Origin of the sequence: Roseomonas sp. 18066 (assembly GCF_902706185.1) — a bacterium.
Taxonomy (GTDB): Bacteria; Pseudomonadota; Alphaproteobacteria; order Acetobacterales; family Acetobacteraceae; genus Pseudoroseomonas.
The window spans coordinates 1-24,335 of record NZ_CACSJM010000099.1 but is presented as its reverse complement, the minus strand read 5'-3'; the positions used below and the strand labels follow the sequence as shown (position 1 = coordinate 24,335).

General features: G+C 72.3%; 14 protein-coding genes. 8 read left to right on the top strand and 6 right to left on the bottom strand.

Annotated features, from left to right (window positions below; genetic code table 11):
* The 3 genes from GVN67_RS19110 to GVN67_RS19100 form a co-directional block, all read left to right on the top strand.
* Positions 1 to 1,755 (top strand): hypothetical protein (locus GVN67_RS19110; protein WP_200845314.1); only part of this gene is annotated, 1,755 nt, incomplete at its 5' end.
* 8 nt (positions 1,756 to 1,763) lie between these two features.
* Positions 1,764 to 7,463, top strand: a complete 5,700-nt coding sequence (locus tag GVN67_RS19105) for an alpha-2-macroglobulin family protein (protein ID WP_159998909.1) — start codon at positions 1,764 to 1,766, stop codon at positions 7,461 to 7,463.
* Between the two features lie 77 nt (positions 7,464 to 7,540).
* On the top strand, positions 7,541 to 9,664 hold the full coding sequence (locus GVN67_RS19100; protein WP_235035371.1) for a transglycosylase domain-containing protein: 2,124 nt from the start codon (positions 7,541 to 7,543) through the stop codon (positions 9,662 to 9,664).
* A 57-nt stretch (positions 9,665 to 9,721) separates the two neighbouring features.
* On the opposite strand, the gene GVN67_RS19095 is transcribed toward GVN67_RS19100, so the two are convergent.
* From GVN67_RS19095 to GVN67_RS19085, 3 genes are all read right to left on the bottom strand, one after another.
* Positions 9,722 to 11,908, bottom strand: a complete 2,187-nt coding sequence (locus GVN67_RS19095) for a TonB-dependent siderophore receptor (protein ID WP_159998907.1) — start codon at positions 11,906 to 11,908, stop codon at positions 9,722 to 9,724.
* Between the two features lie 258 nt (positions 11,909 to 12,166).
* On the bottom strand, positions 12,167 to 12,460 hold the full coding sequence (locus tag GVN67_RS19090) for a hypothetical protein (protein ID WP_159998905.1): 294 nt from the start codon (positions 12,458 to 12,460) through the stop codon (positions 12,167 to 12,169).
* A gap of 234 nt (positions 12,461 to 12,694) precedes the next feature.
* Positions 12,695 to 14,059: a GDSL-type esterase/lipase family protein gene (locus tag GVN67_RS19085; protein ID WP_159998903.1), complete on the bottom strand. Its 1,365-nt coding sequence runs from the start codon at positions 14,057 to 14,059 to the stop codon at positions 12,695 to 12,697.
* Between the two features lie 207 nt (positions 14,060 to 14,266).
* Between GVN67_RS19085 and GVN67_RS19080 the strand changes: the two genes are divergently transcribed.
* The 3 genes from GVN67_RS19080 (at position 14,267) to lon (ending at position 18,377) form a co-directional block, all read left to right on the top strand.
* Positions 14,267 to 15,469 (top strand): MFS transporter, encoded by a 1,203-nt coding sequence (locus GVN67_RS19080; RefSeq protein ID WP_159998901.1) that lies wholly within the window; start codon positions 14,267 to 14,269, stop codon positions 15,467 to 15,469.
* Positions 15,470 to 15,649: 180 nt separating this feature from the next.
* Positions 15,650 to 16,039, top strand: coding sequence for an Hsp20/alpha crystallin family protein (locus GVN67_RS19075; protein ID WP_200845312.1), 390 nt, complete (start codon positions 15,650 to 15,652; stop codon positions 16,037 to 16,039).
* Position 16,040: 1 nt separating this feature from the next.
* Positions 16,041 to 18,377: an endopeptidase La gene (lon, locus tag GVN67_RS19070; protein ID WP_159998899.1), complete on the top strand. Its 2,337-nt coding sequence runs from the start codon at positions 16,041 to 16,043 to the stop codon at positions 18,375 to 18,377.
* Positions 18,378 to 18,401: 24 nt separating this feature from the next.
* On the opposite strand, the gene GVN67_RS19065 is transcribed toward lon, so the two are convergent.
* Together GVN67_RS19065 and GVN67_RS19060 are read right to left on the bottom strand one after the other, a co-directional pair.
* Positions 18,402 to 19,322 carry a DUF3445 domain-containing protein gene (locus tag GVN67_RS19065; RefSeq protein ID WP_159998897.1) on the bottom strand — a complete coding sequence of 307 codons (921 nt, stop codon included), beginning with the start codon at positions 19,320 to 19,322 and terminating at the stop codon, positions 18,402 to 18,404.
* A 66-nt stretch (positions 19,323 to 19,388) separates the two neighbouring features.
* Positions 19,389 to 19,880 carry a thermonuclease family protein gene (locus GVN67_RS19060; RefSeq protein WP_159998895.1) on the bottom strand — a complete coding sequence of 164 codons (492 nt, stop codon included), beginning with the start codon at positions 19,878 to 19,880 and terminating at the stop codon, positions 19,389 to 19,391.
* 82 nt (positions 19,881 to 19,962) lie between these two features.
* Between GVN67_RS19060 and GVN67_RS19055 the strand changes: the two genes are divergently transcribed.
* Positions 19,963 to 20,988, top strand: coding sequence for a tripartite tricarboxylate transporter substrate binding protein (locus GVN67_RS19055; RefSeq protein ID WP_159998893.1), 1,026 nt, complete (start codon positions 19,963 to 19,965; stop codon positions 20,986 to 20,988).
* Positions 20,989 to 21,144: 156 nt separating this feature from the next.
* Entirely contained in the window at positions 21,145 to 23,403 is a 2,259-nt protein-coding gene (locus GVN67_RS30470) for a calcium-binding protein (protein WP_159998891.1), read from the top strand.
* Between the two features lie 43 nt (positions 23,404 to 23,446).
* Here the strand turns inward: GVN67_RS30470 and GVN67_RS19045 are convergent, their stop codons facing one another.
* Entirely contained in the window at positions 23,447 to 24,169 is a 723-nt protein-coding gene (locus GVN67_RS19045) for a cupin domain-containing protein (RefSeq protein WP_159998889.1), read from the bottom strand.
* Positions 24,170 to 24,335: the final 166 nt, after the last annotated feature.

Sequence of the window (24,335 nt, the reverse complement as noted above, 5' to 3'; positions counted from 1 at the left end):
GGCCAATGGCGCGCCTTGGCCACCGCCCGCGGCACCGCGCCGCTGCTGGCCGTGCCCGCCCCCGCCAGCGCGGAATGGCGTCTGGCGCTGTGGTCCGAGACGCCGGGTTCCACCACCACGCTGCGCGTCGCGACCGCCACCCCGGCGCGGCAGGCGCCCGATCGGGTGGCGCTGGCGCCGGTCGAGGGCCTGCCCGGGGTCAGCCTCGCCGCCGTCGCCCTGCCCGATGCCCTGGCGCGCCGCCTGCCAGAGGGCGTTTCTGCTGGTAGCGCGGAGGGCGCTGCCCTGACCCTCGTTGGCGCGGAGCCGACCCGCCCGGCCGGCGAGACCCTCTGGCTGCTGGCCGAGGGCGCCGCCCCGCCGCCCTTCGCCCTGCCGGTCGAAAGCGTCGATCCCGACCGGGCGCTGGTGCTGAACCTGGCCGCTGGCGAGACGGCGCGCATCGCGTCCGCCGCCAACCGCTTCTGGATCGCCGAGGGCAGCGCCGCCATCGCCCTGCAGGCCGGGCTGGGCATGGGTCTGGCCAGCGAATCTTCGGTGGCCCTGTCGGACGGCAAGCCGCTGGATATCCAGCAAATCGACGGCGCTCCGGCGCGGCTGTCGCTGCGCGGGATCGACCTGCCGGCCGCCGCCGCCGAGGCCTTCCCGGCCAATGGCTTCACCGCCAGCATCCCGCCCGGCACCGCCCGCCGCGTCACCCTGCCGCCCGGCGCGACGCGGCTGCGGGCCGAGCTCGGCGCCGGGGTGGCGCTGCTGTTGCAGGACGGCCCGGTCGCCTGGGCCGGCGCCGCGCCACTCAGCCGGCTGGCTGAGGGCGACTGGCGTTCCGCCCTGCTGGTCAATGCCGGCGAGGCCGAGGCTCCCGCCGCCCTGACCGTCGTCCCCACCGACGCCACCCCGCTGCGGATCGCCCCCGGCGCGCCGTTCCGCCGCTTCTTCGGCGCCGCGGGCAGCCTGTCGCTGGTGGTGGAGGCGCAGGGGCAGCGTCTCGTCGTCGCCGGTGGCGATGTTCTTTCAATCACAGATACTTCCGGCCGGATGCTCAGCGCCGCCGACAGAAAAAATCCGTTGAACGGGCGCTATGTCCTGACGATCCGCCATGTCCCCGGCCCGGTGCTCGCCTGGCTGGAAGGCGCCGAGGGGCCGCTGGCCCGGCGTGACGCGACGCTGCCCGGGATCGTCGCGCTCGACGCCGAGGCCATCGCGCTGGCGCTGAACCCGGCGACCCCGGTGCTGCTGCATGCCGAAAGCAGCGCCCCCCTGGTCATCGCCCTGGCCGGCGGCCAGCCGGAAATCCATCCGGCCGGCGCGGCCTTCCATCGCTTCCTGCCCGCCGGTGCCGCGGAGCTGCGGCTGCTCTCGCCGGTGCCGGGCGCGCCGGGCGGGCAGCTTTCTCTCTCCGCCAGCCCGGTGCGGATGCTGGGCGAAGGCCTGGGCGCGCCGCTGCTGGTCGCCCCCGGCGGCACCGCGCTCTGGGGATTCACGCTGGAGCGGGCGGCGACGATCGGCCTCGGCCTGCGCGCCGATCCCGACAAGGCCACGTTGGAATTGCTTGATTCTACGGGAAAGAAGATCGGCGACGGGGTGCTGCAGCTCGTCGACCTGCAACCCGGGACCTACCTGATGCAGGCCCGCCTGCCGGCCGATGCGCCGCCCGCGCTGCTGCGGCCGGCGATCCTCGGCCTGGCGCCGCGGCCGAGCGGCCCTCCGGAAGACATCCTGCGCGCCTACCAGGCGCTGGCAGCCCAGAAGTGAGCGCCCCGATGACCCGCCTTCTCGCCTGCCTGCTGGCCGCCGGCCTCGCCACCCCCGCGATCGCCCAGGCCCCGGCCGCGCCGCTCGACCGGGTGCAGCGCGCCGACGGCGCCCGGCTGGTGCCCGACCGCTTCCTGCACCGCTGGGACCCGCTGACGGTCTTCTTCGACGGCGCCCGCGGTCCTGCCGCCGGTGGCGTCGAGAACGCGCCCGAGCGGCTGCTGCAGATGGCGCCCGCGCTGGATGGCGAATGGCGCTGGCTCGATGCCCGCACGCTGCAGTTCCGCCCGACCGCGCCCTGGCCGGCCGGGCAGCGCGTCACGGTGACGATGGACGGCCGCGCGCATCCGCTGACCGCGCTGCTGCCAGCGCCGGTGGCCTCGACCCCCGCCGAGGGCGAGAGCAACCTGGCCGGCCTCGACAGCCTGACGCTGAGCTTCGCCGACCCGGTGGCGCCGGCCGACCTGGCGCGCCTGCTGCGCATCGAGCACCGGCCGAGCCTGGGCGACGGCCCGGCCGTCACCCTGACGCCGGCCGATGTCACCGTCAGCCCGCTGCCCTCGGCCGATGCGACGTCGCGCTATCTGCTGCTGCTGCGCCAGCCTTTGCCGGATGGGCGCAGCGTGACGCTGCGGCTGCTGCAATCGGCGGAGGCCGGGCTCGACCAGGCCGGCTTCACCCTGAATTTCCGCACGCCCTCGGCCTTCCTGGTGCAGGCGCTGCGCTGCGGCCCGGGCTTCGACGGCGAGGCCGATGCCGAGCGCCTGCGCTGCCTGCCGCCCGATGCCGGCCAGGCGCGGGCCCTGTCCTTGCGCTTCTCCGGCCCGCTGGCGCCGCCCGATATCCTGGCCGCGCGCCAGGCGCTGCGCTTCACGCCCCCCGTCGAAGACCTGGCGGTGAATGCCCGCGGCGAACTGCTCGATATCCAGGGCCGCTTCCGCGCCGACACCACCTACCGGCTGGAGATCGCCGCCGGGGCGCTGCGCGATGCGCGCGGCCGTCCGCTCTCGGCGCCTTTCTCCGGCCGGCTGGCCTTCGCCGCCCCCGCCGCCACCCTGCGCTGGGGCGCCGGCGAGGGCATGGTCGAGCGGCTGGGCCCGCAGATGGTCCCGCTGCGCGGCCAGGGCTTTGCCAACGCCGACCTGCGCATCCACCCGATCGACCCGCTGGCGCGCGACTTCTGGCCTTTCCCGGAGGACGGCCTGACCAGCCTGGATGCCGAGGCGCCGCCGCTCGCCGGCAACGAGCCGCGCCCCTGGCAGGGTTCGGCGGCGCTTGACGTCGAAAAGATGCGGGAACGGTTGCGGGCGCTGGGGACGCCCTCGGTCTCGGCGATGCGCGCCCTGCCGCGGCTGTCGGGCGGCGCCGAAGGGCGGTTCGGCCTGGATCTCGCGGGCGACTTCACCCGGATCAATGGCGAGCGCCAGCCCGGCACCTATCTGGTCGGGTTGCGCCCGCCCGGCCAGGCCGAGCGGCAATGGCTGCGGCTGCAGGTGACCGACCTTTCCTTGACGACGGTCGAGGAAGAGGCCGGCATCCGTTTCACCGTCACCTCGCTGGCCACCGCCCGCCCGGTGGAGGGGACAGAAATCCGACTGGAAGGGCTGGAGGGCGACCGCTTCACCCTGCTCGCCCGCGGCGTCACCGATGCGGCCGGCGGCTTCCTCTGGCAGGCGCCAGCTGGCACGCCGAACCGCCAGCGCGTGGCGCGCGAATTGAAGCGGATCAGCCTGGTGAAGGGCGCCGACACGCTGGTGCTCGACCCGGCCCGCCCGCCGCGCAGCTTTGCAGACGGCCGCTGGCGCGCCGGGCGCTCGCCCTGGCTGGGCTGGATGGCCAGCGACCCGGCCAGCCGCCGCGTCGCCGCCGAGCGGCTGTGCCATGTCTTCTCCGAACGCCCGATCTACCGCCCGGAAGAGCCCGTCCATCTGCAAGGCTGGCTGCGCCGCCTGGACCATGGCGCGCTGACCCTGGAACGCGGCCCGGCCGAGCTGCTGGTCACCGGCCCCTCCGACCAGGAATGGCGCTTCCCGGTCACGCCCGACGAGGCCGGCGGCTTCCACCTGCTCTTCGATGCCAAGACCGAGGCGACGGGCGACTATCGCGCGACCTTGCTGCTGCCGAATGGCGAGGAGCCGCAGGAATGCGGCAGCGTCGAATTCAAGAAGGAAGCCTATCGCCTGCCGACCTTCGAGGTCCTGCTGGATGGCGCCGAGCGCGCGCCGCTCGACCAGCCCTTCGGCATCGGCCTGACGGCGCGGTATTTCTCGGGTGGGCTGGCGGCGGATCGCCCGATCACCTGGCGCGTCGCGCAATTCCCCGAGGCCTGGTCGCCGCCGGCGCGCGAAGGCTTCGTCTTCTCCACCGACCGCCGCTTCTCGGGGGGAGAGAACTTTCGCGCCAGCCCGGTGCTGACGCGGCAGGCGCGGACGGACGCCGGCGGCAATGCACGCCTGGAGCTCGACCCGACGCTGGAGCCCACCGCCCAGCCGCGCCGCTACCGCATCGAGGCCACCGTCACCGGCGATGACGACATCGAGGTGCGCTCGACCCGCAATGTCGTGGCCCTTCCCGCCTTCGTGCTGGGGATGAAGCAGGAACGCTACCTCGCCCAGCCCGGCCGCATCGCGCCCGAATTGCTGGTGACGGACGCTGGCGGCCAGCCGCAGCCGGGCATCGCCGTGACCGCCAGGCTGATCCGCCGCGACTGGGTCTCTGTTCTCCAGGCCAGCGACTTCAGCCAGGGTGCGGCCCGCTACGTCACCCAGCAGACCGACACGCTGGTGACCGAGCGCCAGGTGACCAGCACGGCCGCGCCGCTCGCGCTCGACTTCGCCGCCGATGCCGCCGGCGTCTATCTGGTCGAGTTCTCGGCGGAGGACCGGCTGGGCCGGCGCCAGGTGCTGACCGTCGACCTGTTCATGGCCGGCCAGGGCGCCACCACCTGGCCGCGCCCGCCCGCCGAGACGGTGACGCTGTCCACCGACAAGCCCGAATACGCCCCCGGCGAGACCGCCACCCTGCTGATCCAGAGCCCCTTCCAGGAGGCGCGCGCTTTGGTCGTCACCGAGCAGCCGGAAGGCCGCTTCGGCTATGACTGGGTGGACATTCAGGGCGGCGTCGGTCGCGCCGCCATCCCGCTCCGCCGGCTGCAGATGCCGGGCATCATGGCGCATGTGCTGCTGATGCGCGGCCGCCTGCCCGGGCCGCCGCCCTCGCCCACCGCGCCCTTCGACCAGGGAAGGCCGCTGACCTTGGCCGCCAGCCAGCGCATCGCCGTCAGCCCCGTGCAGCACCGGCTGCAGGTTGCCCTCCAGGCGCCGGCCAGCATCCGCCCGGGCGCCGAGGTCGAGGTGGTGCTGCGCCTGTCCGACGAGAATGGCCGCCCCATGGCCGGCGAGGCCGCCTTCTGGATGGTCGACCAGGCCGTGCTCAGCCTGGCGCGGGAGGCGCCGCTGGACCCGCTGCCCGCCTTCATCCGCCAGCGCCCCTCGCTGATGATCGCGCATGACACCCGCCGCCTGCCCTTCGGCCTGATCCCGCTGGACGAGAACCCCGGCGGCGGCGGCGCCGAGGAGGAATGGGGCCAGGAAAGTCTTTCTGTTCGTCGGAATTTTTCTCCTGTTCCCATCTATCTGCCGCGGGTCCGCGTCGGCGCCGATGGCGTGGCGCGCTTCCGGGTGACCATGCCGGACAGCCTCACCGTGTTCCGGATGCGGGCCAAGGCGGTCAGCGGCGCCGACCGCTTCGGCTTCGGCACCGGCGAGATCCGCATCCGCCAGCCGGTCATCGCCCAGCCGGCCCTGCCGCGCTTCCTGCGCCCCGGCGACCGTTTCGAAGCCGCCGTCATCGCCCGGCTGATCGAAGGGCCTTCCGGCGCGGGGTCTCTTTCCGTTGCCGCCCCGGGCCTGGAGGGCGTGCCCGCTGGCGACCGCGCCTTCACCTGGAACGAGGGCCGCCCGACCCGGCTGACCCTGCCGCTGGTGGTCCCGGGCAATGCCGCCGGCAGCGTGCCGCTGCGCTTCCTGCTGCGGCGCCAGGCCGATGGCGCGGGGGATGCGATCGAGCTGACCCTGCCGATCCATCCCGACCGGCCGCCGTCGCGCGAGCAGCGCCTGCTGGCCCTGGCCCCCGGCGAGGCCGCCGACTGGCCGGCACCTTCCGAAACGCCGCGCCCGGGCAGCTATGCCGCGCGGCTGACGGCCTCGGCCGATCCGGCGGTGGCCCGCATCCTCGGTGGCTTTGCTGCCCTGCGCGCCGACCGCTGGGGCGGCACGGAACAGCGTCTGGCGGGGGCCGCGGCGACGCTGGCCTGGACGCCTTTCGCGCCGCTGCTGGCCTCGGCGGGGCTCGAGGACCGGCTGGCCCGCGACACCGCGGCGACGCTGGCCGCCATCCGCGCCGCCACCGACGAGGACGGGCTGGTCGCCCTCTGGCCGCGCGCCCGTGGCAGCGTCTGGCTGACGGCGGAAGCCTTCCGCTTCCTCACCGCGGCGGCCGCGGCCGGGCAGCCTGTCGATGCGGCGCTGCTGGAAAGGATGGCGACGGTTCTCGGCCGTGCGCTGCGCTCCGACTATCCGCGGCTGCTGGCCGGCGAGGAGCTGCGCGAGCGCGTCGCTGCCCTGCTGGCCCTGGCCGAGGCCGGCAAGCTGGAACCCGCCTACACCGCCGAGCTCGCCCGCCGCGCCACCCTGCTGCCGACCGAAAGCCTGGCCCAGGTGGTGGCCGCCGTCGCCGCCCTGCCCGCCGACAGCCAGGCGCAGCTGCCAGGGCTGCTGACAGAGCTCTGGCGCCGCATCCGGCTGGAAAGCCGCGACGGGCGGCTGGCCTATGCCGGGCTGGACGGCGCGGGCGGCAGCGCCTCGGTGCTGCCCTCGGAAACGCGGGCCCTGGCCTTCGTGACGCTGGCGGTCGCCCGGGCGGCGCCGGGCGACACCCGCCTCGCCCCGCTGCGCGACGGGCTGCTGCGCCTCGGCGGCCCGAATGGCTGGGGCACCACCAATGCCGATGCGGCGGCGCTGCGGGCGCTGGCGGCCGGCTGGACCGCGGCCTCGCCGGAGATCCCGGTCGCCGCCCAGCTGGGTGGCGAGGCGCGGCAGGGGGTGCTGAACGCGGCGACCCCGCTGCTGTCCTGGTCGACCGACCGGCCCGGCCCCGCGCGGCTGGAGAACCGCGGCAGCGCGCCGCTGCTGGGGCTGGCCGCGCGGCGCTACCTGGCCGCGGCCCCTGGGGCCCAGGCCCAGCCGGCGCTGCAGGGCTTCGTGGTCAGCCGCAGCCTGTGGCGGGTGCCCTCGGGCGGCGGCCCGCTGGAGCGGCTGCAGCCCGGCCCCGATGGCGCGATCCGTCTCACCGCCGGCGAGGTGGTCGAGGCCCGCGCCGAGCTGGTCAATCCCGAGCCGCGCAACCACGTGGCGCTCCGCCTGCCCTTCGCCGCCGGCTTCGAGCCGCTGAACCCGGCGCTGGCCACCGCCCCGGCCGAGGCCACCCCCAGCCTGCAGCCCAGCCTGCCGCCCGACTGGCAGCGCCACGGCGACGAGGCGCTGACCGCGGTCTGGACCCGCCTACCGCAGGGCACGGTGCAGATCGCGGTGCGGCTGCGCGCCCAGGTCGCCGGCCGCTTCACCGAGCCGCCGGGCGAGGCCGAGGCCCTCTACCAACCCTCGCTCTACGGCGCCTCGGTGGGGGCGGCAGTGGAGATCGCGCCCTGAGCACGCCTTTCGCCCGACGCCTGGCCCAGGGCGCCGCGCGCTGCCTCGGCAGCGTCGGGCTCGGCGCGCTGGGGGCGGTGTGGATCGCGGCCTGCATCGGGCGATCCGATCTGGCCGCACCCACCCCCACGCCATGGCTGACCGACCGGCACGGCGCCTTCCTGGCGCAGTTCGGCCATCAGGCGGGTGACCGGGTCGAATACGGCTTCTGGGCCCTGCCGCCACCCGAGCGCCTGGCCCGCGCCACCCTGGCGCTGGAGGATCGCCGCTTCGCCCACCACCCCGGCGTCGATCCGCTGGCGGTGCTGCGGGCCGCCTGGGGCAATCTGACGGGGCGGCCGCGCTCGGGGGCGTCGACCATCGCCATGCAGGTGGTGCGGCTGCAGCGCCCGGCGCCGCGCGGGCTGTGGTCGAAAAGCATCGAGGCCGGCGCGGCGCTGTTGCTCACCGCGCGGCACGGGCGGGAGGCGGTGCTGGCGCAGTATCTGCGGCTGGTGCCCTACGGCAATGGCAGCCACGGCATCGGCCATGCGGCGCGGCTGTATTTCGAAAAGCCGGCTGGCGACCTGGGCTGGGCGGAAATTTCGCTGCTCTCCGCCATCCCGCAGGCGCCGAGCCTGCACAATCCCTGGCGGCCCGAGGGGCTGCGGCGCGCGCGGGCGCGCGGGCTGCTGGCGCTGGACCGGCTGGCGGCGGAAGGCGCCATCCCGCCCGAGGAGCTCTCCACCGCCCGCGCCCAGCTGGCCGCGCTGCGCCTGCCCGCGGCGCCGCGGCGGCCGGAGGATCTCGGCCTGGTGCTGCGGCTGCAGAAGACTCTGGCGGAAGAAGGCGCCGAAGGTCTCGACCCCGCCGAGCCGCGGCTGCGCGCCAGCATCGATCTCGGGCTGCAGGCGCGGCTGCGGCGGCTGGTGGCGACCCATTGGCCGCCGCTGGCCGAGGCCGGCGCAGAACAGGTTGCGCTCATGGCCGTCAGCCGCGCCGACAACCGCGTGCGGGTGGCGATCACCTCGGCGGGTGCCGGCACGCCAGGGGGTGGCTTCGACTACACCGCCGCGCTGCGCTCGCCGGGCAGCACGCTGAAGCCTTTCCTGTTCGGGCTGGCCTTGCAGCGCGGCCAGCTGACGCCGACCGAGATCATGGCCGATGTGCCGGACGGCGCCTCGGGCATCGGCAATGCCGACGGGCAGTTTTTGGGTCCGCTGCTGCCACGCCAGGCCCTGGCCAATTCGCGCAACGTGCCGGCGGTGACGCTGCTGCGCCGGGTCGGGCTGGAGACGACGCTCGACCACTTTCATACGTTGGTCCTGACCACTGAAAGAAACACCGGCGCCTATTACGGCTTGGCGCTGGCGATCGGCGGGCTGCCGACGCGGCTGGACCGGCTGATGACCGCCTATGCCGCGATGGCCGATGACGGGGTGATGAATGGCCTGCGCTGGTATGACGGCCAGCCCCGCCCGCGCCCCCAGCGCATCCTGGCCGCCGATGCGGCGCGGCAGATCGGCCTGTTCCTGTCCGACCCTCAGGCGCGGCTGCCGAGCTTTCCGCGCTATGGCCATACGGAGTTTCCCTTCCCCGTCGCGCTGAAGACCGGCACCTCGCAGGGCTATCGCGACGGCTGGATGCTGGCCTGGTCAGCGGACTGGCTGGTCGGCGGCTGGGTCGGCCGCGCCGATGCCGGGCCGATGCAGGGGCTGGGCGGGGCCAACGGCGCCGGGCCGCTGGTGCAGGCGGCGATGCTGGCGCTGCACGAGGCGACGCCGGACGCGCTGGTCGCCGGCCATCTGCCGGCGCCGAAAGGCAGCACGCCTTCTTCTCTGTGCGCCGAAAGCGGGGCGCCCGACGAAGGCCAATGCCGCCAGGTGCTGGTGGAATGGCTGGCGCCGGGCGCCGCCGCCCCGGTGATCCGCGCCAGCGCGCCGGCGGCGGCGGTGCCGTCCAGCCTCGCCATCCTCTCGCCCGAGAACAACAGCCGGATCTGGCGCAACCCGGAGACGCCGCCGGCGCTCGCCCGTCTGCGGCTGCGGGCCAGCGCGCCGCCGGGGACGCAGCAAATCCTCTGGCTGGTCGATGGCGAGCCCTTCGCCACCGCCGCCCCCGGCGAGACCATCTGGTGGCCGCTGCGCCCCGGCCGGCACCGCATCGAGCTGCGCCTGCCCTTCGCGGAAACCGGCCGCAGCATCAGCGTCAGCGTCGAATGAAAAAGGCCCGGGGGATCGCTCCCCCGGGCCTCGTCGCGACAACGACTGGAAGAAAGATTACCAGCGGTAGGCCAGGCTCGCCAGCACGTTCAGGCGGTTGCCGTAGAAGCAGCCATTCACGCCCGAGCAGCGGCCGACATAGCGGGTATCGGCCAGGTTGCTGCCGGTCAGCGAGAATTCCAGGCCCTTCATCGTCTCCGAGAAATGCGACAGGTCGTAGCGCAGCCCGGCGTCGAACAGCGTGGTCGAGGGCACGACGCGGCCTTGGACGTTGTCGGTCGCCGTGTTGCCCAGGTAGCGGAAGCCGGCGCCGATGGTCAGGCCCGACAGCGGGCGCGCGGCGTGAACAAAAGTGTATTCGGCATACATGCCGGCATTCAGCTTCGACACGCCAGCCGGGCGGTTGCCCACCTCGCCCGTGGTGTTGCTCTTGGTGATCTCCGGGTCGAGCACAGAGATCTGGCCGGTGACGCTGACGCCGTTGCCGAGCTCGGCGACGCCGTCGAGCTCGACGCCGCGCACCCGGATCTCGCCGACCGCGACCTGCTGGAAGACGAAGCTGGGGTCGGCGGTCAGGGTGTTCGCCTGGGTCAGCTGGAAGGCCGCCAGCTGGACGAAGCTGCGCATGCCGGTCGGCTGCAGCTTGATGCCCACCTCATACTGCTCGCCCTCCAGCGGCTTCCAGGCATTGCCGGCGCCATCGGTGCCGATCTGCGGCTGGAAGGAGCGGGCATAGGAGGCGTAAGGGGCGAAGCCGTTGTCGAAGAGGTACAGCGCGCCGAGCCGCCAGGTGAAGGCGTCGTCGTTCTGGTAGCGGCGGGCGCCCAGGGCGTCGCGGTCCTCGATGTCGGAATAGGCCCAGTCCTGGCGGATGCCGGCCAGCAGCACCAGCTTGTCGAGGCGCATCTGGTCCTGCAGGTAGAGGCCGTACTGGCTGTTGACCTGGCGGACATTGTCATAGGGCGCCGGCAGCGCGCCGACGGGGGCGCCATAGACCGGGCGGAAGACGTCGAGCCCGGTGCCGAAGGAGAATTGCTGCGCGTTGCGGTAGTTGATCTGGCTGTAGTCGAAGCCGCCCAGCACCGTGTGGCGCAGCGGGCCGGTGGCGAACTCGGCCTTGACCTGGTTGTCGACCTGGATCGCGTTGGTGCCGATATTGGCGCGGTAGTTGTAGCGGTTCAGCGTGCGCTGGTCGGCCTGCAGCCCGCCGCCATAGACCTGGTCCCAATTGATGCTGGCGCGCGAGTAGCGCGTGTTCTGCTGCACCGACCAGACATTGTCGAAGCGGTGCGAGAACTCGTAGCCGGCGCCGAGCTGGGTGCGGTTGAAGCGGTCGAAGTTGGGCTCGCCGGTGAAGCGGTCGCGGGCGATGCGGCCGTTGATGGTCGGCGTGACCGTGCCGTCATAGGGGAGGAACTGGTTCCCCGAGGTGCGGTCGCGCTGATAGTAGGTCATGACCGTCAGCTGGGTGTTGTCGGTCGGGCGGAAGGTCAGCGACGGCGCCACGAAGATGCGGTCGTCCTGGACATGGTCGACCGCCGTGTCGCTGTCGCGGAACAGGCCGGTGATGCCGTATTGCCACTGGCCGTCGGCGGTGCCGCCGGTCGCGGTGCCCTGGGCCTGCAGGCGGCCATGGCTGCCGGTGGTCAGGCGGACCTCGCCGGCGGCGACGTCGCTCGGCCGGCGCTGCACCATGTTGACCAGGCCGCCCGGGGCGATCTGCCCGTAGAGGACGGAGGTCGGGCCGCGCATCACCTCGTAGCGCTCGAGCCCGTAGGTCTCGAAGGCGGTGCCGGCATAGCCGGTGTTGTAGCGCAGGCCGTTCAGGAAGATGCCGTTGTCCTGCGCGTTGAAGCCGCGCAGCTGGAACCAGTCGGTGCGGCTGTCGGTGCCGTAGTTCTCGCCGCGGACGCCGGCGGTGTAGCGCAGCGCCTCGCCCAGCGTCTGCGCCTGACGGGCGTCGATCTGGTCGCGCGGCACGACCGAGATCGACTGCGGGTTCTCGATCAGCGGCGTGTCGGTCTTGCTGCCGGTGATCTCCTGGCGGGCGACGAAGCCGCGCACCGGGTCGAGCGCGCGCTCGGCCTGCGTCGAGACATCGACATCGGGCAGGATCATCTGGGTCGGCGCCTGGGCCGGGGCCTGGGCGAGGGCTGCGACCGGCGACAGCGCGGTGGCGGCGAGCAGCCCGAGCAGCAGGCGGGCGCCCCGGCGTGCGCCCGGTCCGGTGGAGGTCGACAGCATCCCGATTTTCTCCTATCGGGCCTGGATCGGAAAGCCGAGGAGCTTCCCGGAATGCGGCCCGGTGGGTGACATGCCGCCGCTTAGCTAAGAATGACTATCAGATGCAACGAATGTTTCCTGACCCTGTGCAGAAATGTCACGCAGTGTGGTGCTGGCGCATCACCTTGCCGCAACGTCATGAATATTCAGTCAAAAACGGAACCAGCTACCGTTGCTCGGGCGCGCCGCGCCCGGGATTGGTCCCAGGCGGCGCGCGGCTCAGCCCTCGCCAAGCGGCGCCGGGGTGAAGGCCGGAAAGGGGTCGAACTCGTCGAGCACGGCGTCGGAATAGAGCACCTTGATGCCGCTGTCGCTTTCGAAGACCGGGTCGCCCTGCCCGGTGCGGCCGAGGAAGGTGGCGAGGAAGCCATGGCCCTGGCTGCTCTCGATCATCAGTTCCGCGCCGGGCTCGACCGGCGGCGTGAAGGTGAAGGAATAGCTGTAGCCCGACTCATCCGGCGAGACCGATCCCGAAACGTCAGAATACCGGTAGGCGAAGCGGGCAGTGGCCATGACGTTGCTCCCTCTTTGGTTAGAGAGATCTTATGAATTAAATCTGAATTGTAAATGTCACGGACTGGTGAGGCGGCCGGCTTGTCACCTGGATTTACTGTTGTTTCTCTCTGTGAAACGCGATGGCGACCGGCGATGATATTTCAGACAGCTGGGACTTATTTCACGTTCGCACAAAAAAGCCCCGGCGCGGCGTGATCGCCGCCGGCCGGGGCTGGCCTGGCGCGGGCGGCGTCAGCGCGGCGGCAGCACCGCCGACAGCTCGATGCCGGTGCCCATGGCCAGGTAGCCGGCGCGGTTCGGATGCAGCTTGTCGCCGGCCGCGCCGATGGTGGAATCCGGCACCATCTCCGGCCGCAGCCCGCCGCTGGCCGGGTCGCGGGTGGCGGCGTCGAAATCCACCACCGCGTCGAACAGGCCGGAGCTGCGCAGGAAGGCGTTGAGGCCGCGCCGCTTCTCATCCTGCTCGGCATGGCCATGCGCCGGGCTGCTGCTGCCCAGCGCCGGGGTCACCGTCGCCGCCACCAGGCGGATGCCGGGGATCGCCTCGCGCAGCCGGCGGGTGCCCTGGCGCAGGCCGTCCTGCACCGCCTCCAGCGTCGCATTGCCGTTGCGGCTGAAGTCGTTGGTGCCCTCCAGCCAGATCAGCGTCTTCACCCCCGACAGCGAGATGACATCGCGCTCCAGCCGGGCCAGCGCCGAGGGCCCGCCGGGAAATGGCTTCTCGACGGTGTATTCGGCCGGGCCCACCACCTGGTTGCCGCCGATGCCGGCATTGACCACGGCGACCCGGTTGCCCAGCCGCGCATGCAGCCGGCGCGCCAGCACGTCGGGCCAGCGGTCGTCGCCATTCATGGTGGACGCCGTGCCGTCGGTGATGGAATCGCCGAAGCAGACGATGACCGGCGTGCCGGCCGGCGCCGTCATGTCCACGGCGTCGAGGAAGAACCAGGAGGCCGTCGAATACGGATAATTCTCCTCGCTCTCCGCCGCGCCATGGGCGCCGCTGCCGGGCGGCGACACGTAGGAGGTCTGCAGCGCCTTGGCGTGCCAGGTCATCGGGCCGCTGCTGCCCTCGACGGTGAAGGAGACGGCCAGCTTGCGCCCGGCCAGCAGGATGCTGTCGGGGTCGGTGGCGAAGGCGAGCTCGACCGGGTCGGACCAGATCTGCCCGCCCGGGGCGATGGTGACCCCCGCCTGGCCGCCGAAGCGCACCGCGCGGTTGCTGCCCGGCACCAGGGTGGCGCCGCCGAGCTGCAGCCCGGCATGGACGCCGGCGAGGCGCAGCGGCCGGCTGCCGAAGGCGTTGGAGAAGCGCAGCCGCGCGCTGCGGCCCCAGAGGTCCGGGCGCAGCACCAGGCGGAAGCTCTGGTCGCGGGCGCCCTCCGCGGCGTCGGGGAAGGCGAAGGACTGGTTCGGCTGGGCCGAGGGGTTGCCGATCGGATAGGGCCCCTGGGCCGAGCCGGCCCAGGCGGTGGCCCAGCCCTGCCCGGCCGGCAGCGCGGCCCCCAAGGCGACATTGGTGGCGACATTGGTGGCGGCGCTGCCCTGGGCCAGGGCGCCGCCCGCGGCGGCCGTGCCGGCGGAGGCCAACAGCATCAATTGAGAAAAATCCCTGCGCTTCATGGCGACGTGTCCTTCCTGCCCCGGTTCTGCGTCCGGTGGCGCAACAGTTCCACGCTTCGGCGGGGACGCAAAGCCGCATCCCGCGCCGCGCATGGCGCCCATGCCCGGGAAGTCGCGGCGGCGGCTGGCCGGAAGCCGGCCTTGCCCCTAGGCTCGGCGGCAAAGCGAGGAAAGCCCGGGATGGATCGGTTCGAGCGCCTGCTGCTGGCGAAAATCTCCGGCGCGCACCTGGTCAGCCACCTGCATATCCTGATCCTGCCGCCGCTGTTCCCGCTGCTGCGCGACAAGATGGGGGTGGGCTTCGTCGAGCTCGGCCTGGCGCTGACCATCTTCAACGTGGTCTCGGCGCTGACGCAGACGCCGGTGGGCTTCCTTGTCGACCGGATCGGGCCGCGGCGGCTGCTGGTGGCGGGGCTGTGCCTCGGCTCCTTCGCCTTCGTCTCGGTCGGGCTGGTCGGCAGCTATCCCGGGCTGCTGGTGGCCGCGGCGCTGGCCGGCATGGCCAACAGCGTCTACCACCCCTCCGACTACGCGCTGCTGTCCAAGGGCATCCGCGAGGAGCGGATGGGCCGCGCCTTCTCGATCCATACCTTCGCCGGCTTCTTCGGCGGCGCCATCGCGCCGCCCCTGGTGCTGGGGCTGGCCGCCGGCTTCGGGCTGGAGGTGGCGCTGGTGGTCGCGGGCGCCACCGGCTTCCTGGCCGCCGTGCCGCTGCTGCGCGCCGAGCCGGAACGGGCGGCGGCGCCGAAGCTGGCGAAGGCCAAGGCCGCGGCCGGGCCGGCGCCGGGCGCGGTGCTGTCGGGGGCGATCCTGGCGCTGACCTTGCTGTTCATGCTGCTGAGCCTGTCGAATGGCGCGATGCAGAACTTCTCCGTCGCCGCGCTGGCCGATGGCTATGGCGTGGCGCTGGGGCCGGCCAATGTGGCGCTGACCGCCTACCTGCTGCTGAGCGCCTTCGGGGTGCTGGCGGGGGGCATCGTCGCCGACCGCACCCGCCACCATGGGGCGGTGGCGGCGATGTCGCTGGGCGGGGCCGGGCTGCTGGTGCTGCTGGTGGCGCTGGTGCCGATGCCGCCGCTGCTGCTGGTGCCGGTCTTCGGGGTGGCGGGCTTCCTGTCCGGGCTGATCACCCCGTCGCGCGACATGCTGGTGCGGGCGGCGTCGCCGCCGGATGCGGTGGGGCGGACCTTCGGCATTGTCTCGACCGGCTTCAACATCGGCGGCGCGGTGGGCCCGCTGCTGTTCGGCTGGCTGCTGGACCACGGCCGCCCGGAATGGGTCTTTCTCCTAGGCTTCATGTTCATCGCGATGACGGTGGTGGTGGCGCTGCTGACCGAGCCCCGCGCCAAGAAGCGCCCCGCGCTCGAGCAGGGCGCCGACTGACAGAAATAGAAGGGGTTCGAGGGGAATACTTCCCCCTCGCCTGGCTTGCTTTACATCTTTTCAAGCCACGCCCGGCGCACCCCCGCCATGCGCCGGCCCTCAGCTTGGCGGCGATCCCCGGCTGACCCATGTGCTTCCGCCTGAACATGCCCTGTTTGCTGGCATGGAGAGGCGAAGCCGATGTCGAGAAGTCCTGCCCATCTGATGTGGGCCGATGCCCTGGCCCTGATGAGCCGCGCCGAGCAGTTGCAGCGCGGCTTCTTCCAGCCCGCCGTCGCCGGCTGGGAACCCCCGGTCGACCTGCTGGAGACCGAGGGCGCGCTGGTGATCGTGGTCGCCCTGCCCGGCGTCGCCACCCATGACGTGGAGCTGGTGGTGGGCGGCGGCGAGATCGCCATCCGCGGCCTGCGCCGCCTGCCCCCTGGGCTGCGCGCCGCCCGCGTCCACCGCATGGAGCTGCCGCAGGGCCGCTTCGAGCGGCGCGTCGCCCTGCCCCCCGGAACATTCGAATTGTCGCGGCGCGAGCTGGCCGATGGCTGCCTGACCATCGTGCTGCGGAAGGTGGCCTGACATGGACACGAATTATTCCCCCAATGGCGACACCCTGGTCCTGGCCGGCCTGCCCGACCTGGTGCTGTTCCCCGGCATGGTGATCCCGGTCTCCGCCGACCAGGCGGGGAGCGCTGCGGCCCTGCAGGAAGCGGCGCGGCAGGGGCGCAGCCTGGCCGTGGTGCTGCAGCGGGAGGGGCGGACGGGCCAGGCGCTCGACGACCTGCATGCCATCGGCACCGAGGCGCGGCTGCTGCGCTATGTCACCGCGCCCGACGGCAAGACGCACACCGCCGTGCTGCAGGGCATCGGCCGCGTCCGGCTGCTGGCGGAAGCCGGCCCGGGCAGCGTCCGCGTCGAGCGGCTGGCCGATCCCGCCGGCCCCGGCAATACCGAGCTCGAGGCCCGGATGCACCGGCTGCGCGAGCAGGCGCTGGAGGCGCTGCGGCTGATCGGCCAGGCGCCGCCGGAGCTGATCGCCTCGCTGCAGGGGCTGGAGGAGCCGGGGGCGCTGGCCGACACGGTGGCCGCCCTGATCGACGTCACCCTGCCGCAGAAGCAGGAGATCCTGGAGACCTTGGCGCTCGGCGCGCGCCTCGACCGGGTGCTGTGGCACCTGGCTTATCGGCTGGAGGTGCTGCGGCTGTCCGCCGATATCGGCCGGCAGACGCGCGAGACCATGGAGGGCCGCCAGCGCGAGTTCATGCTGCGCGAGCAGCTGAAGACCATCCAGAAGGAGCTCGGCGAAGGCGACGAGCAGGGGCCGGAGGTCGCCGCCCTGCGCGAGAAGCTGCAGGCCGCCGGCATGCCGGAGGAGACGGAAAAGCAGGCGATGCGCGAGCTGCGCCGGCTGGAGCGGATGCCCGAGGGCAGCGGCGAGGCCGGCATGGTGCGCAGCTACCTGGAGACGCTGTCCGAATTGCCCTGGAAGCTGGGCGAGGCCGCGCCGATCGACATCGCGAAAGCCCGTGCGGTGCTCGAGGACGAGCATCATGGGCTGGAGAAGATCAAGCGCCGCATCCTCGAGTTTCTGGCGGTCCGCAAGCTGAACCCTGAAGGCCGCAGCCCGATCCTGTGCTTCGTCGGCCCGCCGGGGGTCGGAAAAACCTCGCTCGGCCAGTCGATCGCGCATGCGCTGGACCGCCCCTTCGTGCGAGTGTCCTTGGGCGGCGTGCATGACGAGGCGGAGATCCGCGGCCACCGCCGCACCTATGTCGGCGCGCTGCCGGGCAATATCATCCAGGGTATCCGCCGCGCCGGCGCGCGCGACGGGGTGATGCTGCTGGACGAGATCGACAAGCTCGGCGGCGGCGGCTTCCAGGGCGACCCGGCCTCGGCGATGCTGGAGGTGCTCGACCCCGAGCAGAATTCGACCTTCCGCGACGCCTATCTGGGCGTGCCCTTCGACCTCAGCCGGGTGCTGTTCATCGCGACCGCGAACCAGCTGGACACCATCCCGGGGCCGCTGCGCGACCGGATGGAGATCGTGCAGCTCTCCGGCTACACGGCCGAGGAGAAGCAGGCCATCGCCCGCCGCTACCTGGTGCCGCGGCAGCTGAAGCAGAACGGGCTGTCGGTCGAGCAGGCGAGCCTGCCGGAAGACACGCTGACCCGCATCGTCGAGGACTATACGCGGGAGGCGGGCGTGCGCGGGCTGGAGCGCGAGATCGGCGCGGTGCTGCGGAGTGCTGCCATGCGCGTCGCCGAGGGCGAGGCCACGCCGATCCCGCTGCCGCCTGAGGCGCTTTCCACCATCCTCGGCCCGAGCCGCTTCGACCCGGAGGTGGCGGGGCGTTCCGCGATGCCGGGCGTGGTGACCGGCCTGGCCTGGACCCCCGTCGGCGGCAGCATTCTGTTCGTCGAGAGCACCAAGGTTCCCGGCAATGGCCGGCTGATCCTGACCGGACAGCTGGGCGACGTGATGAAGGAAAGCGTCCAGGCGGCGCTGACCCTGGTGAAGGGGCGCGCGACGGCGCTGGGTATCGACCCGGCCGTCTTCGAGCGCAGCGACATCCACGTCCATGTCCCCGCCGGCGCCACGCCGAAGGACGGGCCCTCGGCCGGCGTCGCGATGTTCCTGTCGCTGTCGTCCCTGCTGCTCGGCCGCGCCGTCGAGCCGGCGGTCGCCATGACCGGCGAGGTCAGCCTGCGCGGGCTGGTGCTGCCGGTGGGCGGCATCCGCGAGAAGGTCACCGCCGCGGCGCGGGCCGGCATCACCACGGTGATGCTGCCGGCGCGCAACAAGCGCGACTGGGACGACATCCCTGCCAGCGTGCGCGCCAAGCTGCGCTTCGTCTGGCTCGAGACGGTGGACGACGCCCTGGCCGAAACCCTGCCGCGGGAAGCGGTGCCGGCCTGAACCCCGGCGCGCGGCGGCGGGCTGTCAGCCGTCGCGCGCCACCTCGGCGTCGAGGTATTCCAGCAAGGCCGGGCGAAACGGCAGAAGGCTCTTGTAGCGCTCCATCTCCGGCGGCAGGGCGAGCACCGCCTCGCGCAGCCGGGCGGCCTCGCCGGGCCGGGCGGTCACCGCGGCCAGCGGCGTGACATGGATGCGGATGCCGAAGACCACCAGCCCGCTCTCAGGCAGGCGGCGGAAGCTCTGGCGCTCGACCCGCAGCACCAGGTCGCGCCCGGCATTGTCGGCGGTGATGGCGTTGGCCGGCTCGGCGCGGCCATGGCCGGTGGGCTGGAACAGGGTGGCGTCGTCGATCACCGACCAGTTCAGCCGCACCGCCATCCGCCCGGGCTTCAGCAGGCCGAGGAAGCGGTCCACCGGCCGCTCCAGCTTCTGCCCGTAGAAGGGCACCGGCCGGTGCACCGCCCCCAGCAGCTTGCCCATCTTGTCGGCCAGCCGCCAGCGGCTGGGAAAGCACAGCACGGCGCCGACCAGCCGGATCTCCTCGCCCTCCTGCTGCAGCAGGCAAAAATCCTCCTGGGCGAGGCGGCCGATGGCGGCAAGCGGATCGTCGGTCGCGAGCGGATGCCGCGTGCCCGCCAGGTGGTTGGTCAGCGTGGCGCCGTCGCGCTCGAACCAGCCCGGATAGCGCTGCGGCAGATGCGCGGCGAGAACCGAAAAAAGCTCCTGCTGGCCGGGCTCCGTGCCGGGCATGGCCTCGATCACCTCGGCGCGGCGGCTGGCGATCAGCCGGTCGCGCTCGGCGATCTGCGCCGGGTATTCGGCGTCGATCTCCAGCCACTCGGCTTCCGGTGCCGATTGCAGGCCGAGCGCCATGCGGAAGGCGCCGGTCTCATAGGGCAAATGCAGGAGCGGCGGCGGCAGGGCGAGCAACTGGTCCGACGGCATGCAAGGCGCCTCGCGCAGGGGATGCGGCGAAACTCTGCCGAGCCCGGTCGCGTCGGCGCAAGACAATCAGTCCCGCCGCTCCAGCCGCCGCCATTCCCAGGGCGTCAGCCGCGCGCCATCGGGCAGCGACCACAGCCCGCGCCCGGCCCGCCGCGCCTCGGCCTCGATGCCGAGCAGCAGCGGGTCCTCCCGCTCCCGCCGGGCGACCCAGGCGGCGCCGAGCCGCAGCATGACCTGCCCGGCCTCCCGCCCGGCGATGAACAGCTTGCCGATCGGCCGCTCCCGCTCGTCGATGCCGGTGACCAGGGCGATGGCGTCCTGCTGCCAGGCCAGCGCGGTCAGCGCCTGGCGGGCATGCTCGCCGAAGGGCTGGTCGAGCTCCGGCGCGTCGATATCGGCCAGGCGCAGCCGCAGCCGCCGCTGGTCGGGCAGCAGCAGCGTCAGGCTGTTGCCGTCATGGACATAGATGACGCGGCCCGCGGCCTCATGCGCGGCGGCGGCATGGGCGGCCGGCGACAGCAGGAGCAGCAGGGCCGTGCGGCGGGGAAACGGCGGCATGGCGGCAGTCTAGGCTGGTGGCCCTTAACCGGGCGTAAGACGGGAACGGTGCCTCCTGCGCCGGGAGCGTGGAGGGCGAAGGATGGGCGTGCAGGACAGCGGGGCGGAGACGGCGCGGCACGGGACGCGGCAGGGGTTGCGGCGGCGGCGCCTGCTGCTGGCCTGTTCCAGCGGGGTGCTGATGGGCGGCGGCGCCGGGCCGGTGCCGGGGACGCAGCCGGCGGCCATCACCCTGGTGGTGCCGACCGCGCCCGCCGGCACCACCGACTTCGCCGCCCGGCTGCTGGCGCCGCTGCTGGCCCGGGCGCTGGGCCAGCCGGTGGCGGTGGAAAACCTGGCCGGGGCCAATGGCGCCGCCGGCACCGCCGCCGTCGCCGCCGCCCGCGCCGACGGGCTGACCCTGCTGGTGCAGTATTCGGGATACCACGTCGCCATCCCGGCGATGATCCCGACCATCGGCTACGACCCGCTGCGCGACTTCGCGCCCGTGGGCCTGCTGCTGGACAGCCCGCAGGTGCTGTTCGCGCATCCCTCGATCCCGGTGACCACTGCGGCGGAGCTCGCCGATTACGCCCGCGCGCGGCCGGGAGAGCTGCGCTTCGCCTCCTCCGGCCCCGGCTCGATCCAGCATCTGGGGATGGAGCTGTGGAAGCTGAAGGCGCGGGTCGATGTCCGCCACGTGCCCTATCGCGGCACCGGCCAGGCGACGCAGGACCTGCTGACCGGCCGCGTGCAGCTGTTCATGACGACACCGCCGCCGCTGATGCCCTATGTCGCCGACGGGTCGCTGCGGGCGCTGGCCATCACCTCGGCCGAGCGCCACCCCTCGCTGCCGGCGGTGCCGACCATGGCGGAATCCGGCGTGGCGGGCTTCGTGCTGCTGGCCTGGTTCGCGGTCTTCGCCCCGGCCGCGACGCCCCCGCCGGTGCTGGCGCGCCTGGCCGAGGCGGTGGCGGCCGCGGTCGCCGACCCCGCCTTCCGCCGCCGCGCCGAGGACCAGGGGGCGCTGGTGCATGTCCTGCCCCCCGCCGAGCTCGCCGCCCGCGTCGAGCGCGAGCTGGCGGAATGGCGGATCGTCGTGCGGGCGGCGGGGATCACGGGGGAGTGAGGCGGGCGGTCGCGAACGCGGTATGCAATTCGGGGAAAGCCTGACGCAAGCGGTCTCTCGCCAGGCGGTATCGTTTCGATTTATATCTGGTTCACGTCGGGCGCCGCCGAGCGGATCGGGACGGCCGCCGTCATGCCACGCCTCCGGGAGAAAACCGTGCAGTACCAGCTCACCGAAGACGACGACATTGTCGAAGGCACGGACCAGGCCGACACGGTGCAGCCCAATTTCGAAGGCTGGGAAACCTTCGGCTTCGACCAGGTCCGCACCTATGCCGGCGATGACTCGATCAGTGTCTGGTCGAACCACCTCTTCATCGATGCGGGCGCCGGCAATGACAGCATCTGGGCCTATGTCGCGGCACCTTACCCGGGCACCATCAACGAGATCCATGGCGGCACCGGCAACGACACCATCGAGATCGAAGGCAAAGCGGCCTTCGCGGTCTTCGGCGGCAACGGCACCGACCGCATCATCGTCACGCCCACCGTCGACCGGGGGCCGCTGACCATCGATGGCGGCAACGGCAACGACACCATCGAGCTGATTCAATGGGACATTGACGACGTCAGCCCGGTCTATTTCTCCGCCCAAAGCGTGACCTCGGTCGAGAACCTCGTCGCCAGCTGGATCGCAGAGGTGCCGACCGCCCTCCTCAACCAGTTCAAGACCGTCTCAGGCCCCATCATCGTGGCCGATACGGGTCTGCTGCAGGGCGTCAACTTCACCGAAGGCAGCATCTTGGTGCGGGTGGACGGCGCCAATATCGACCTGACCGGCTCGACCGGCGACATCACCGTCGACGCCACCTATTATTCGACGGAATCCGGCATGGTCTATCTGGTCGGCTCCGACCACCTGACCGGCGGCTCCGGCGACGACGCGCTGCTGGGCGGCGCCAACCGGGATTTCCTGACCGGCGGCCTCGGCGACGACACCCTGGTTGGCGGCAGCGGCGAGGACCGGCTGGATGGCGGCGAAGGCAGCGACACCGCCTCCTATCGCGACGCGACTGCCGTTAGGGTCGACCTGGCCGACCCCTCCCTCAACACCGGGGAGGCGGCAGGCGACGTCTTCATCTCCATCGAGAATCTGACCGGCGGCTACGGCAACGACCGCCTCTATGGCGACGGGGCCGCCAATCGGCTGGATGGCGGCAGCGGCACCAACATCCTGATGGGCCGCGGCGGCGACGATATCCTGGTGTCGAGAGGCTGGGGCGACCAGCTTTCCGGCGGGGACGGCGACGATCTCCTCATCCTGGGAGGAGCCGGCGTCTATGATGGCGGCGATGGCGTCGACACCCTCGACCTGAGCCGCCTCACCGCGGCCGCTGCGGTCAATCTGGGGCTTTCGACCGTCACGGCGGGCGCGACCAACTACGGCACCATCACCTCGATCGAGAATGTCATCGGCACCAGCGCCGCCGACATGCTGATCGGCAACGCGCTGGCCAACCGCCTGCACGGGGGCGCCGGCAACGACCGGATCGAGGGCGGCCTCGGCGACGACATCCTGTTCGGCGGCGACGGCGACGACTTCCTGATCGGCGGCGCCGGCCGTGACGTGCTGGATGGCGGCGCCGGGATCGACACCGTCTCCTACGCCGCCTCCTCGGCCAAGGTGCGCGTCGACCTGGAGAACGACCGCCAGAACAGCGGCGGCGATGCCCATGCCGACAACCTGAACTTCCTCGAGAACATCATCGGCTCGGCCTTCAACGACAGCCTGCGCGGCGATGCCGGCAGCAACCGGCTGGAGGGCGGGGCTGGCCATGATTCGCTGCGCGGCCGCGACGGCGACGATGTGCTGGTGGGCGGCGCGGGCGGCGACTACCTGCATGGCGGCGATGGCATCGACACCGTCTCCTATGCCGATGCCGGGTCCAAGGTCCGTGCCGATCTCCTGAACGGCAGCCGCAACAATCTTGGCGACGCCGCCGGCGACCGCTTCGTCGAGATCGAGAATCTCATCGGCTCGGCCTTCAACGACAGCCTGCGCGGCGACGACGGCGCCAACCGGATCGAGGGCGGCGCCGGCAGCGACGCGCTCAATGGCCGTGGCGGCAACGACACGCTGATCGGTGGCGTCGGCGATGACCGGCTGCTGGGCGGCGATGGCGACGACCTGCTGGTCGGCGGCGCCGGCAACGACCGCCTGGAGGGTGGTAGCGGCGCCGACACCTTCCGGATGAGCCTCCAAGCCGGCACCGATGTGGTGGTGGACTTCGAGGACGGTATCGACCGCTTCGACCTGACCGGCGTTGTCCGCAGCTTCGCCGCGCTTTTCATCGACAGCATCGATGCCGATGGGGATGGCGAGGTCGACGACGTGCTAGTCGACATGGGCAGCCGTAATGTCTACGTGCTGGACACCGCCCGCGCCGCCATCGGCGCCAGCGACTTCATCTTCTGATGCCAGGACGGGCGGCGGGGTCCCTCCCCGCCACCCCTCATCGTCACGCCTCCGAAAAACAGACGAACACCTTCTTCACCGGCACCGTGTTCTCCCAGGCGCAGGGCGTGCCGCGCGGGATCAGGAAGCCCTCGCCCGCCTTGTAGGTGGCGGCGACGCCATCCGGGTCGGTGATGGTCACCGCCCCTTCCAGCAGGAACATCAGCTCGTCATGGCCGAAGGCGTTCGGCCTGCGGGCATAGGGGGTCGAGCCCCAGACGCCGATCTCGAACTGTTCGGTGCTGTCCTCGAAGCTCATCCGCTTGGCGCAGCTGGGTGCTGTCGTGGTCAGCAGCGCCGCCGACGGCCCGCCGCAGGGCTCGAGCGGCGCGGTCACGTCCGGCCGCACCGGCGCCAGCGCCGCGCCCGCCGCCGGCGCTTCACCGACGTAAGAGATGACGACCAGCCGGGTGCCCTCGGCATGGGCCCAGGGGCCGGCGAAGCCGCGCGGCAGCACGACCGTCTCGCCCGTCTTGATCGTCTCGCCGCCGACCGTCACCGCGCCGGCCTGGACCAGCAGGAAGACATGCTTGTCCAAGGCTGGCAGCGCGCCCGAGAAAACAGACAAAGAAACCTCGGCCACGGCATAGCCATGCTCCGGCTGGTGGCGCAGCATCCGGCCCTCGGCCAGGCCCGCGCCCGGCAGCCAGTCGAGCCCGGCGAGCGGCGCGCCGCCCTGGGCCGGCTGGCGGAAATCGAGGAGGTAGGTGGTCAGGCTGGCGCTCACAGGCGGTGTCCCTTGGCAATTCGCGGCATTCCCCCGCAGCTTCCCTGAAATCGGCGCCATGGGGAAGGGACTCCCCGTGTCATCGGCTTGACACGTATTCAGAACTGTATTCACTTTTGCGCCCAGCATGACCGCTGACGCCACCCCCGCCCCCATCGCTGCCACC